General features: G+C 45.8%; 10 protein-coding genes. 4 read left to right on the top strand and 6 right to left on the bottom strand.

All coding sequences use genetic code 11. The features are described 5' to 3' along the window. Window positions 1–274 precede the first annotated feature (274 nt). From BA1DRAFT_RS13250 to malK, 5 genes are all read right to left on the bottom strand, one after another. The gene (locus BA1DRAFT_RS13250) at window positions 275–1,195 is read right to left on the bottom strand and encodes a nucleotidyl transferase AbiEii/AbiGii toxin family protein (RefSeq protein ID WP_036779900.1); all 921 of its coding nucleotides are present in this window, start codon (window positions 1,193–1,195) and stop codon (window positions 275–277) included. Next, window positions 1,188–1,721: a type IV toxin-antitoxin system AbiEi family antitoxin gene (abiEi, locus tag BA1DRAFT_RS13245; RefSeq protein ID WP_036779990.1), complete on the bottom strand. Its 534-nt coding sequence runs from the start codon at window positions 1,719–1,721 to the stop codon at window positions 1,188–1,190. The genes BA1DRAFT_RS13250 and abiEi overlap by 8 nt, the downstream gene beginning before the upstream one ends. 151 nt (window positions 1,722–1,872) lie before the next feature. Continuing rightward, window positions 1,873–2,778: a maltose operon protein MalM gene (gene malM / locus BA1DRAFT_RS13240; protein ID WP_036779899.1), complete on the bottom strand. Its 906-nt coding sequence runs from the start codon at window positions 2,776–2,778 to the stop codon at window positions 1,873–1,875. Window positions 2,779–2,906: 128 nt separating this feature from the next. Next, a complete protein-coding gene (locus BA1DRAFT_RS13235) occupies window positions 2,907–4,193 on the bottom strand; it encodes a maltoporin (RefSeq protein ID WP_036779897.1) in 1,287 nt (428 codons plus the stop codon). Between the two features lie 34 nt (window positions 4,194–4,227). After that, complete coding sequence (malK, locus tag BA1DRAFT_RS13230; RefSeq protein WP_036779988.1) at window positions 4,228–5,337, bottom strand: maltose/maltodextrin ABC transporter ATP-binding protein MalK; 1,110 nt, start codon at window positions 5,335–5,337, stop codon at window positions 4,228–4,230. 377 nt (window positions 5,338–5,714) lie between these two features. On the opposite strand from malK, the gene malE reads away from it, so the two are divergent. From malE to malG, 3 genes are all read left to right on the top strand, one after another. Next, window positions 5,715–6,914: a maltose/maltodextrin ABC transporter substrate-binding protein MalE gene (gene malE, locus BA1DRAFT_RS13225; protein ID WP_036779985.1), complete on the top strand. Its 1,200-nt coding sequence runs from the start codon at window positions 5,715–5,717 to the stop codon at window positions 6,912–6,914. A gap of 123 nt (window positions 6,915–7,037) precedes the next feature. Continuing rightward, window positions 7,038–8,594 (top strand): maltose ABC transporter permease MalF, encoded by a 1,557-nt coding sequence (gene malF, locus BA1DRAFT_RS13220; RefSeq protein WP_036779895.1) that lies wholly within the window; start codon window positions 7,038–7,040, stop codon window positions 8,592–8,594. A gap of 12 nt (window positions 8,595–8,606) precedes the next feature. After that, a complete protein-coding gene (gene malG / locus BA1DRAFT_RS13215; protein WP_036779893.1) occupies window positions 8,607–9,497 on the top strand; it encodes a maltose ABC transporter permease MalG in 891 nt (296 codons plus the stop codon). Window positions 9,498–9,563: 66 nt separating this feature from the next. Here malG and BA1DRAFT_RS13210 read toward each other — a convergent pair whose 3' ends face one another. Continuing rightward, window positions 9,564–11,579, bottom strand: a complete 2,016-nt coding sequence (locus BA1DRAFT_RS13210) for an LTA synthase family protein (RefSeq protein ID WP_036779891.1) — start codon at window positions 11,577–11,579, stop codon at window positions 9,564–9,566. Window positions 11,580–11,877: 298 nt separating this feature from the next. On the opposite strand from BA1DRAFT_RS13210, the gene BA1DRAFT_RS13205 reads away from it, so the two are divergent. Next, window positions 11,878–12,753, top strand: coding sequence for an arginase family protein (locus tag BA1DRAFT_RS13205; protein ID WP_036779889.1), 876 nt, complete (start codon window positions 11,878–11,880; stop codon window positions 12,751–12,753). The last annotated feature ends 475 nt before the right edge of the window (window positions 12,754–13,228 follow it).

Genomic DNA, 13,228 nt, shown 5'->3' with positions numbered 1-13,228 from the left:
TCTATCTCTAGTCAAATCGGAGGATTGGCAGCAGAATATGGCATCGTTTTTCCGTAACACTCCGCTGCCTGAAGTACTTGAGGATGTAAATAATGATTAACTGCTATTGCATGCAGGGTTTTGAAACAACTCTATGAATACTGGCTGATATTGATTCAACAAACAAAGGAATATAGAAGGAACCCTTAAGTCGCATTCATTGCAAACGGCTCAGTGGCAGCAATGCGGTATTTTAATCTGGGGTGCCAGAGCAGCCATAAAATACATGTAATCGTTATAACTTGAATGGAATGGTATTGTCTCCTGAAGAATACAGGCTCTTCTTCACAGTGGTTAACAACGCCTTTAGGCTCGTTGTCAAATAGGTGGAAAATGCCTCTTGTCCTACACTTCTGTCGTATATAGGTGCGGGTATAAATCGTCTCATCTCGTTGTGAAAGTGACCAGAAGCAACAATAATTTCAATCGAGTCGATTCTGGCTTGAAGCAATTTTTCAAAGTTATCAAGCTGATAATCTGATACTTTTCTTTTAATGAGTTCTATGTCTGGTGTTGTATTTTGCTGACTTAACCATAGTAAATCCCACATATCGCGGTATCGAATTTGAGATGTAGTAGCAGGGAATGCTATCAGCTTATCGGCCATGATTTCAGGCAGGGTTTCGACAGACACAAGGAGATCAGCATATCCGTCGGGTAACACCGAATAATTTCTTATCAATGAACGGGGGGTGTTTGTATACGCAGGAATATTGGCGATTTCTATTTTTATGCGCTGTTTTGGCAGGTCTTTACGTTCAGGCGCAGTAGTGACGGATATTTGCCATTTATCCACTTTTACTTCTGCATACTCCGGTTTATTTCGTAGTTCATTCGGTTCCTTTACCGTGACCTCAAGCCCATATCGTACACCTAGGTATTTCTCGATACACTCTTTGATTCTACTCAAATCAGCCGAACAGAAACCACGCCCACCAGCAAAATCCAGATCTTCGCTAAATCGGTTAGAGCCGTAGCAGAGTCTTAGCGATGTACCACCCTGAAAGGTAATCTCCTTGAGTAAACCGTCCTTAGAAAGACAAAACAGGATGTCATAATGCAACAGTTCTTTTTCTACAACTGGCCTCAGGTTTGCCAGTCTGTTTTGTTCAATGACTTCATCAACAATGGCGTTAAAGTTAACGTGGCTAGACATAGTTGAGTTCCTCTAGTTGAACTAAATGCATATTCCTCCCCACTCTTTTTTGGTCACGCAGAGCAGTCTCTTTTTTTGCTATACGCAGGGGACCACGGCTTTCTAACGTTGCCTTCAGAATTTCGCTAGGCTCTCTGCTGGTGTGGGTGATTTCAATGACTCCCCACGGTGTTTTAAACTCTCCAGCTCTGCCAGTAGACATGATTGTCAGGCGGTCAATTGGGATTTGTGAGATAAACCCATATTGAGATAAAGCTGACTCCAGGCTGATGTAATTATATTCGCCTCGTCGGATATTTTTGGCGATAGTCTCCAGAGGATAGCTTCCCATGCTGGCCCGCGTATAGACATAAACCCCTTTGGTAATGCGAAGTAACAGTCCGGCTTTGATGAGGCGATCAATAGATTTTTGCAATGTTCGAGAAGTCTCGTCAGCAAAGATGACTTCCAAATCCTGTAAAAGGAAAACGGCTCTTCCCATTTTGCTGAACTCATCTAATTTGTTAATTGCTGTGAGCATATCCATTTCATTATCTCTACTGTAAAACCCCTTAAAAGGGTGTTTTGTGTATAGATATTTATCATAGCAATTATTTGTATACATAAAAACCCCATTTCCGGGGGATGTGTGTAAAAAGGAGTTGAACCTGATGCCCCCCTCTTCGGAGAGCATTTGTTTACCCTTTGTTTTTGATACTGTTGATAAATGTTTCTCGTGCAGTTGAAGCGCCAAGGCGTTCCGCTTCATCCAGCAATTTGAGTGCCTTATCGATATTGCCATTGCTAATTTCTTTTTTAATTGCATCACTGAAATAACGCTCTGTATCACTCAGAACCGGTTTGACTTTTTGCGGAGTAGATGGCGTTACGGTGGCTTGTGTTGGCCCGACAATGATCGGTTCTTGTGCTGGACTTGAGAAAACTTGACCAATCGTGATGTTGCCAGCGTTTTGTTCTGATTTTACTTTCAGCTTCAACGTGCCTGTTTGTGTATGGCGGGCAACGGGATCGGGAATAGCGGGAACGGCATTACCGACGCCTTGAGCGTAAGCTTTGGCGGGATCAACCATTTGAGTGGATTTCTGCAAATCGGTACGGGTGGTGTAGACCAGTATATAAATTTGTTGTTGCCCCAGCGCTGGTGTTAGCTTTAGTGTGCCTTCCAGCCGATCGGTGGACATAACTCCCGGACGTTCATAGGGAAAATAACTGCTCGGGTAAAATGCGGCGGGGCGTAACCCTTGATCCAGGACTAAAACATTTGGTACATAAACTTGTTTGTCTTGTACTAAGCTGCTCAGGGTAATATCCAGAGAGCCTCGGTTTGCCGGCAGCGCGAATGCGGCTATCGGCCCCTGAATATCTCCCTCATTAAGATGCTGAGATGCGGCATTGAGAATAATAGTCTGAGTATCACTGGTATTAATCGGCTGCCAGCTCAGTTTTTGCAATGCTGTGATCGAGAGGGAAGGGGCAACAATATCCTGTGTTTGAGTTGCGGTAATGGGCGTTGCATACCCTATAAGAGGAAATGTGCTACAAAGTACAGCACTAAGGCAACATGAGAGCAGTTTAGTTTTCATCTCTTACCCTTGTTCGGTTGAAAAAAAGAGACTGATACCCACCCCACGGTTAGGAGACATATCAGTCTAAAAGGCGTTAACCATTACAAATCATTTGATTGATCTGAGATCAAATCGTTGTAACCGGATTACCACCAAGCTTCGAATTGTGCGCCAAAGGTAAATTCATCATCGTCGCCACGGCTGAATTTATGCGTTGCTGTATCACGGTAGGCCATGCCATCAATGTAACCGTCGTTGTTGTTCGCGTGACCCCATTTTTCATCCCATTTTGCATAGGTGACGAACAGGCGAATAGCCGGACGGGACCAAATGCTGTCACCGGCCTGCCATTGTTGGGCAAGGGTGATTTTGTACTGATCATTGGTATCGTTGGTACGTTGGGATTTGACGTTATCATAACCGATGTCCAGCAGAGTGCTCATCGTCGGCGTCCACTTGTACATTGGACGTACCCCGACCGTATACCATGTGCTGCCATTGTTGTTATCACGGTCAGTATCCTGATACATCGCTACGTACATGAGATCCCACTTTTCTGCGAGATTAATCGCGCCATGATTCAGGATGCGTAGCATATGACCGTCATTGTTTACGCTGGCACCTTCGGAATGACCACTATTGGAGGAGGTCATGGAATCGGTGGCGTACTGTACGACAAATTTGTTGAAGCCTCCTAACATGCTCTGTGTATGCTCGGCGGTAAACATGAAACCATCTTTGGAAGCATTACGGTCAAGTTTGTAGTGATCCCGCGCGTTGGCTCGCCCATAGTCAAGACCAAGCTCCAGACTACCGCCGGGGTTAACTTCCAGGCCGGATAGACGTATATCGTAGACATCATTGGAGGTGGGTATTTGATCGCGTTGACCGGCAATCCAGCCATGAGAACCGCCAGATTCGGTATTACGGGTAACAGCCAGAGAGAGCTTGCTAAAGCCGAGATCAATATCTTGCAGACCAGCGCCCGGACCTGAGATATCCCAATAGTAGAAATCGATCATATGTACGTCATGGCGCTGGTAAAAGCGTTTACCTGCCCACAGTGTTGAGCCGGGTAACCAATCGATGACGTTCTTCGCTTGAACATTGACCTCACGGAATGCGGGATCGGTGGATTCCCAGTCATTTTGTTGCGCTACGGAATAAGCCACGTTGGTATCAAAGTAGAAACTCTTATTACCGTCCTTCCATAGCTCTTGACCTAGCTTAAGTTCAGCATAGGTTTCACATTCATTACCTAAACGGTATTTGCTCTGTGCGCCAGTGCTTTTGAAACACTGTTGCTCACCGCCGCTGCCAGTCCAACCAATACCAGAGCGGGCGTAGCCGTGGAATTCTACGGCTGATGCTGGGATAGAGAGTAATCCGGCCATAATGGTTAGTGAGATAGGTAATACATGCATTGATTTCATCATCGTTCTCCTTCGTTTTTTGATTAGCTCAGGCTCAAACACCGGGTTCTTTATGCAGACGCTGGCATGCCGTTCCGTCTTCCCGGAATAAATGGCAGCGGTGGGGAGGTAATCCGATGGTGAAGGTAGATCCTTCTTCCACCAGCACAATATCAGGCTGGCGGTAAACCAGATTCTGATGAATGGCCGGAATTTCAATGTGAACCTGGGTTTCATTGCCTAACTGTTCGACAACTTGCACTACGCCTTCCAACGTGACATCAGCGATATCACTTGGCAGGAGGTGTTCAGGGCGTATCCCCAGAGAGACATTACTGCCTACTTTTACCCCCTTGCTTTCTACGGGCAGCCAGATTTGTTGCCGATTGGGCAGAGTAATTTGTACCTGATCAATAGCAGTAGCCGAGACTTTAACTGGCAGGAAATTCATCTTAGGTGAGCCAATAAAGCTGGCGACAAAGCGGTTAACCGGGTAATGGTAAAGTTCAAGAGGTTTGCCAATCTGAGCAACATCTCCACCATCCAGTACTACGATTCTGTCGGCCAGCGTCATCGCTTCAACCTGATCGTGGGTGACATAAATCATCGTACGTTGCAATCGTTTATGCAGGCGTGAGATTTCAATGCGCATTTGGACGCGCAGCGCGGCATCCAGGTTGGAAAGCGGTTCATCTAACAGAAAAACACTGGGTTCAGCGACCAGCGTGCGGCCAATAGCAACACGTTGACGTTGCCCGCCTGATAGGGCTTTAGGGCGGCGATCAAGCAGGTGAGCGAGTTGAAGCATCTCGGCAATTTGCTTTACCCGTTGCTGAATATCACTTTTTTTAGCGCCGGCCAGCTTCATGCCGAATGACATATTGTCTGCAACAGACAGGTGGGGATACAGTGCATAAGACTGAAAAACCATTCCAACGCCGCGTTTGGCGGGCGGCACATCGTTCATTCGGATGTTGTTGATCAGCAAGTCACCGGAAGTTACATCTTCCAGACCCGCAATCATCCTTAATATTGTCGATTTCCCACAACCCGATGGGCCGACAAAAACGATAAATTCTCCTTCTTGTATCTCAAGGTTGATGTTCTTGGAAATAATATTTTCACCATAAGCCTTCGATACATTATGTAATGTGACGCTCGACATGTGCTCCCCCGGACTTATCACCACAATTTGCGGTGAAAAACAATAAACCAGAGTGTGTTTAAGATGGCGGGTGAGTAAATCCTCCATACTGAAGTTTTTTATGGGGGAGGAGTCAGGAGGATGAGATAAGCGTTGCTGAGGTGGTGAGGTATGAGCTAAGGGATAATTTGTGATAATTCTCGCAAAAAAAGATGCCCCTTTTTGTGGTCGACGGCACGGTTCTTCTGTTTTTGGAATAGAGATCACAGCCATTCCGGGTAGGGCGTAGAGTAGGGGAGGATGAGTCTTTCCATTGTTGATTGCACACTAGCTCAGCACTCTCCGCCAATGTAACAAAACAGTTCACTCTGAACCTTTCAAACTATGAGGACGGAATGATGATAAAAACAACTTTGAAAGTGAGCGCTCGTACCTTAGCGCTTTCTGCCTTAGCCACGCTAGCGTTATCTGCTTCCGCTTTTGCAAAAATTGAAGAAGGTAAGCTGGTTATCTGGATCAACGGTGATAAAGGCTACAATGGCCTGGCACAAGTTGGTGAGAAGTTTGAAAAAGATACGGGTGTCAATGTTACGGTTGAACATCCAGACAAGCTTGCAGAGAAGTATTCACAAGTTGCAGCAACCGGCGATGGGCCGGATATTATTTTCTGGGCTCATGATCGCTTTGGCGGTTACGCGCAATCTGGTCTGGTGACAGAAATCACGCCAGATCAAAACTTTAAGGACAAACTGTTTCCGTTCACTTGGGATGCTGTACGCTACGACGGTAAACTAGTCGGTTATCCGATCGCAGTTGAAGCCCTCTCTCTTATCTACAATAAAGACTTGGTGAAGACACCGCCAAAAACTTGGGAAGAGATCCCGGCTCTGGATAAGGAACTGAGGAGCAAAGGCAAAAGTGCCATCATGTTTAATCTGCAAGAGCCTTATTTCTCTTGGCCGTTGATTGCTGCGGATGGAGGATATGCGTTCAAGTTGGAAAATGGCGCATATGATGTGAAGAATGTCGGAGTGAATAATGCGGGCTCCAAAGCAGGGCTGCGTTTCATGATAGATTTGGTGAGAAATAAGCATCTGCACGTGGATACTGACTATTCCATTGCTGAAGCGGCGTTCAACAAAGGTGAAACGGCGATGACCATCAATGGTCCGTGGGCGTGGGCTAACATCGACAAGAGCAAGATAAATTATGGCGTGGCGCTGTTGCCGACTTTTAAAGGCCATCCATCTAAGCCGTTTGTTGGCGTATTGACGGCAGGCATCAATGCTGCCAGCCCGAATAAAGAGCTAGCGAAGGAGTTCTTGGAAAACTACTTGCTGACCAACGAAGGTCTGGAGATGGTGAATAAGGATAAGCCGTTGGGAGCTGTGTCATTAAAATCCTATCACGATATTCTGGCTAAGGACCCACGTATTGCTGCCACGATGGAAAATGCTCAAAAAGGCGAAATCATGCCAAACGTCTCACAAATGAGTAGTTTTTGGTATGCCATGCGCAACGCTATTGTTAATGCGTTGACTGGCCGTCAGGCCGTTGATGCTGCGCTAAGTGATGCAGAAGCCCGTATAACCAAGTAACTTGTGGGCGCTCTTCTTTTGAAAGGGCGTCTCTTTCCTGCAACCAGTAAGGATGCCTGTTTGCAGGAAGATTGATTAAGCTATCCGCAAAGTTGTTACGTCGTAGTAAAAAGGAAGAGCATTATGTCAGCGACGCTCGAAAAAACATCATGGTGGCAGCATTCTGCTCTGAAATGGTTTGCAGTGAGCTTGTGTGTACTCTTTACCGGTTATCTGGTGGTATTGATGTACTCACAGGGAGAGTATCTGTTTGCAATGGTGACACTGGTATTGCTAGGTATGGGGATTTATGTTTTTTCCAACCGTAATACTTATGCCTGGCGCTATACCTATCCGGGTGTAGCCGGAATGGGATTGTTTGTACTGTTTCCGCTTATTTGCACCATTGCTATCGCCTTCACCAACTATAGTAGTATCAATCAACTGACTTTTGAACGCGCACAATCTGTCCTGATGAGCCGTCAGTATCAGTCAGGGCAAACATTGACTTTTAAGCTCTATCCAAAATCGGAGCTGTGGGTTTTGGCGCTGAGCGTACCGGATCAGCCTAAGCAACTGGTGTCAGAGCCATTTTCTTTGTCAGCCGCCAAAGAGACGACTCTGCATTTATATGAGCAGGATAACATTCAGCACGGTGAAGCGGCGACATTGCGCACTATCACCCAGAATCGACAGGCACTGAACCAGTTGGTGGCTGTTTTACCGGATGGCAGCCAACTGAAAATGAGTTCGCTACGTCAATTCTCTGGTATACATGCTAAATATTCTCTTGGGGAAGATGGTAAGGCTCTCACCGATAATCAAACAGGCACGCTTTATCGCCCCAATACCGATACCGGTTTCTATCAATCTGTCAATGCTGATGGAACATGGGGAAATGAGACTTTGACGCCAGGATTTACTGTTTCCATCGGCTGGAAAAATTTCCTGCGGGTGATACAGGATGAGGGCATTCAGAAACCATTCCTCGCTATTTTCGTTTGGACGGTTGTGTTTTCGCTGCTCACTGTGGTACTGACAGTTGCTGTTGGCATGGTTTTGGCTTGCATTGTACAGTGGGAAGCGCTGAAAGGTCGTGCTATATATCGCGTGTTGTTGATCTTACCCTATGCCGTGCCATCGTTTATTTCTATTTTGATTTTCAAGGGATTATTTAACCAGAGTTTTGGTGAGATCAATCTGTTGCTTAATGGTCTATTTGGTCTTAAACCGGCTTGGTTTACCGATCCGACGATGGCGCGAACCATGTTGATTGTGGTGAATACCTGGCTTGGATATCCCTACATGATGATCCTCTGCATGGGGTTGTTGAAGGCAATACCAGATGATCTGTATGAAGCATCGGCAATGGATGGCGCAGGGCCGTTTCAGAACTTTTTTAAGATTACCTTCCCGTTATTGATTAAACCATTGACGCCGCTGATGATTGCCAGTTTTGCCTTTAACTTTAACAACTTTGTTCTGATTCAGTTGTTAACCCTTGGTGGACCAGATCGCATTGGCACCACGACGCCAGCAGGCTATACCGATTTACTGGTGAGTTACACCTACCGTATTGCTTTCGACGGCAGTAGTGGTCAGGACTTTGGCTTGGCGGCGGCGATTGCTACAGTGATCTTTTTGTTGGTTGGCGCACTGGCGGTTATTAACCTGAAAGCCACCCGTATTAAATTTGACTAAGGAGGGAATGGAATGGCGATGGTTCAACCCAAATCACAGAAATGGCGGTTGTTGGCGACACATTTATTGATGTTAACCTTTATTGCCATGATCTTATTCCCTCTATTGATGGTTATTACTATTTCCCTGCGGCCGGGAAACTTTGCTACGGGGAGTTTGATCCCGGAAAGTATCTCCTGGGAACATTGGAAATTGGCGCTTGGCTACAGTGTGGTATCACCGGATGGCCGTGTTACACCGCCGCCTTTCCCAGTTATGCTATGGCTCTGGAACTCTGTTAAGGTGGCCTTTATTACCGCTGTAGGTATCGTTACCTTATCAACGACCTGTGCTTATGCTTTTGCCCGTATGCGTTTTCGCGGTAAAAGTACCTTACTGAAAGGCATGCTAATTTTTCAGATGTTCCCGGCGGTGCTTTCCTTGGTGGCGCTATATGCCCTGTTTGATCGACTAGGGGAATATGTACCGTTTATCGGCCTTAATACCCACGGTGGCGTGATTTTTGCCTACCTGGGGGGAATTGCGTTGCATGTCTGGACGATTAAAGGTTATTTCGAAACCATTGATGGCTCCTTGGAAGAGGCTGCCGCGCTTGATGGCGCGACGCCGTGGCAAGCTTTCCGTATGGTGCTGCTACCGCTTTCGGTACCGATTCTGGCAGTAGTATTCATTCTTTCCTTCATTGGTGTGATTACGGAAGTGCCTGTTGCCTCACTGCTTCTGCGAGATGTGAACAATTACACTTTGGCGGTGGGCATGCAGCAGTACCTTAACCCACAGAACTATCTTTGGGGAGATTTTGCCGCCGCTGCTGTGCTCTCAGCACTCCCGATTACCATCGTTTTCCTGGTTGCTCAGCGCTGGTTGGTCAGTGGTTTGACCGCCGGGGGAGTAAAAGGCTAATCACAATATTCACTAGAATGAATCCCTTTAACTGGCTGAAATTAAAGGGATTCATGGAAGTGTCAATTATTGCTGGTGGTGAACTTGACGATTTAATTGCCATGACAGGAGATCGGTAAATACCTGCCAACGTTGGAACTGTTTGGTTTGGTCGGCTGTCATTGGCTGGGGGTCACCGAGTAATAATCCTGTTTGATTTGCCCACGGTCGAAATTCGCCTTTGCCAATCATGATATAGGCCCCTTGTGGTGTAATAGTGACTTCTGGGTTATATCCTTGACACCAGATAGGATCTAGATGCTTAGCCAGCAAATTACAGCCAGTACGGTAGTAAGCTGTATGTGACAAGCTCAAATTATAGAGGGTTGGCCAAATGTCTTTATGACTGCCGACTCTGGTCGCGTCAAAAATTGCGTTTTGGCGATAAGCGGGCGGCACATAGAGATAAAACGGCACGCCGTGGCCGATTGCCAGTTCATGAGCATCTGGATAACTGATGCCTCGAATATTATGGTCCCCAGTTGCCGCAATAATGGTATGGGAAGCCAATGATTGAGATTTTACCCAACTAATAAATTGTCCTAATTGATCATTGGCGTAACGCAGGGTATGAAAAACCTCTTGTAACTCATTACCGCTAGCCAAATGACTTAAACGTTGTTTCTCGGTATCACTCAGTTTGATGTCGGTTTTCTGATAGCTCGGCGGCGATTTATACGGTGGGTGATGGGTAGTAGATAACGACATAATCAGAACATGCTCCCCGTTCTTTTCTGCCTGAGCTAAACGCTCTTCAATATAACGGAACATAAACTCATCAGGCACGCCCCAGGTATCGAATTTGGCTTCTGGATAGCGATTTTTCAGCCCATTTTGATCGATAAATTCACTGACTCCCAGGTTTGGCAGGAACTGATTCAAATTACGCCATGCGCCGTTACCGGATGTGACGAAGATAATTTTGTAACCATTCGCCAGATAGGGTTTAAACATATTACTGGTGAAGTCGAGATTTTGCGCTGTGGATTGACTGATTGCACTGTTCGGGCTGCGAATCAAGAAACGGCTCAAACTGTCAATGGTGCCATCTCCTTCGGAAACGAAGCGTTCAAAACGCCAGTCGTTTTGCCAGTGCTGGCGCAGGGTGCCAAAAACATCAAGATCTGGGCGATCCAAGCTTTGTAGGTGATAACCCATACTCTCCATGACATTAAATATTACGTGAGGCGGATTTTTTTGAGCGGTGGGATTATCGGCAGTTTTAGCTATAAACGGTGACAGATTTGCGGGGGTTGACTTCCCCAGAAAATGGTTTAATAACCAGCTACCCTGTGCATCTGTTGCTTCAGGGAAGTCGCTATTTTTGTAATGATCATTAAATGCCCAGTTCAGCGCCATTGGACCATTAGGCGTCAGCATATTAAGCATTTTAACTTCTGAAACTTGTGTATTGGCCTGACGTAGTGGAAAGGTACCTATGGAGCCACGCATGCCAACGAAACAGACAGTCAAAATAACCAGCGTCGCGATAGCAGAAACGGGCAGACTGGTTTTGCGCTCTGTGCGTGAAATAAGGTAGCGTTGCCAGAGCAGACAGGACCAGAAAACAGTCATTGCGAACAGCGCTAAACAGAGCAAACTTTCAATAACAGGATAGTCGTTCCATAGGGTGTGCAGCACGGCTTGCGTATCATCTTCCACTAAGCCGAAGATGAAAATATCGAACGGCCGTTCATAAGTGGCATAGTAGTAAACATTACTTATCGTCAAAGCGCCGACCACAGTATTGAGTGTTGTTGCCAACCACGGATAGGCGTGTTGCCATATGTTGAAACTATTTTTATTAATGGCAAATAAGCTGGCAATTAGCAGACAGGGTACAAACAATAAACTGGCAATACGAATATCAAACAGTCCTCCGATCCAGAACATTCGCTCCACGTCTTGAGTAGAGTCAGTAAAAAGCTGATAACTGCCATAAGTGAAGAGAAGATAAATTCTTCCCGCCATTTGGGTTGCCACCGTTAGTAACCAGGGAAGTAAAAGCGCGATAAAAGCCTGTTTAAATCTGGAGAACCACATAATGCCTTCTTATTATTAATAGATTGATAAGGTTAATTTAGTGTTTAGCAACTCAAGATCCTATCTTATTCAGCAACTTACTGCCTATCCCATTAGGTTATTTTATTTGCTGTTTTTTGCGGTAGAGTAGTCATTGGTCAGATATCAGATAGAAGCGATTGACGGATGGTTCAGACTGCAAACCATCTTTACCTCAAAAAAGTTACTCCAGCCGATATAAGGCAGGAGGGGAATGTCGATGAGGCGTCAGCCTAGCTGATTTTGAATACACTTTACATATATGCAAAGGAGTATAGTAATGACTAGCGGTTCAAAGACTATCAGGCTGGTTATGCCGCAGTGGCAAGGGGGAAATAACCCAGCATACAAATTTGGTGCGGAAATGCTGAACTGGCTTGCACCGGAAACGGATGTCCCTGTTATTCATGTACCCATCCAGGAACCAGCCGGTCCCCTCTCTGTAGAAAATGGCATCGTAGGAAGGGAAGTACTTAAAACTCAGCTTAGTAGCGTCTGGAAAATTATTCGTGAACATAAGCCAGATAATATCGTCACGTTTGGTGGTGACTGTCTGGTTGATCTCGCCCCTTTTGCCTGGCTGAGTGAGCGTTGGGGAGAGAAGTTAGGGGTACTGTGGATTGATTCACATCCTGATGTTATGACTCCTGCTCAATTTCAGAATGCTCACGCTTACGTTCTTGGCGCACTGATGGGTAATGGCGATCCCGATCTGACCACCACAGTGGTTTGCCCAGTACCTTCCCGGAGAGTCATGATCGCAGGAATACACAGCCCGCTGGAATATGAGAAAAAGTTCATTGCTGACAACGCAATCAGAACCTGTTCTCCGCATGATGTCAGAGCGGGAGGCGAGCCGGTGATGAAATGGATTGAAGAAGAAGAAATCGAATGTCTGGCCATTCACATTGATTTGGATGTACTGGATGAAAATAACTTCCGTTCCGTATTGTTCGCTCGTCCGGGGGCCGGTGAGCATGATTTCGGTGGTATCGCTAAAGGTAAACTTAACATTCCCGATGTGGTGGCTCTGATCCAAAAGGCAGCCTCTCGGGCTAAAGTTGTTGGGCTTGGGATTGCAGAACATCTTCCTTGGGATGCTATGAATCTTAAAGATATGCTTGAACAGCTTCCTTTAATAGGGCGTTCAGATTAGTTGAAATATCGAATTGCTTTGTGATGACGTTGGGGAAGGATTCTCACGTCTGGTTGCAACAACGGCCTGAAATGAAAAAAATGTGTGTATTACCACTATTAGGGCTTATTTATCGCCAGCCAAATGTTTCGGATTAATATCTTGACGCTTTTGGGGTTTTATATTGCCTTTGCATCAGGTGAGAATTTACGGCTATTTTTATTCATTCCATATATTGATGGCGATTAATTAGCCATTTTGTGTGACATTAATCACATTCTTTTCATATTCATCTGATAAATATCGTGCTCTTGTGGTCATATATTTAGAGAGCGAAATTCTCTGTTATTTGTCTCCACTCCATCCTACTTAGCTGGAAGCGGTCTATTGTTCTCTCTAATGCCACGTATTAGATGATGGCTATTTTACGCTGTCATTTTTTTACCGCGGAACAGACCGGCGCTATTTAAAAGAGCCGCATGTAATGACTCGCTTA

It is taken from the genome of Photorhabdus aegyptia, assembly GCF_000612035.1.
In the GTDB taxonomy this organism is placed as follows: domain Bacteria; phylum Pseudomonadota; class Gammaproteobacteria; order Enterobacterales; family Enterobacteriaceae; genus Photorhabdus; species Photorhabdus akhurstii.
Note: the sequence above shows the minus strand (reverse complement) of the source record. Positions and strands in the feature narration are given on the sequence as shown.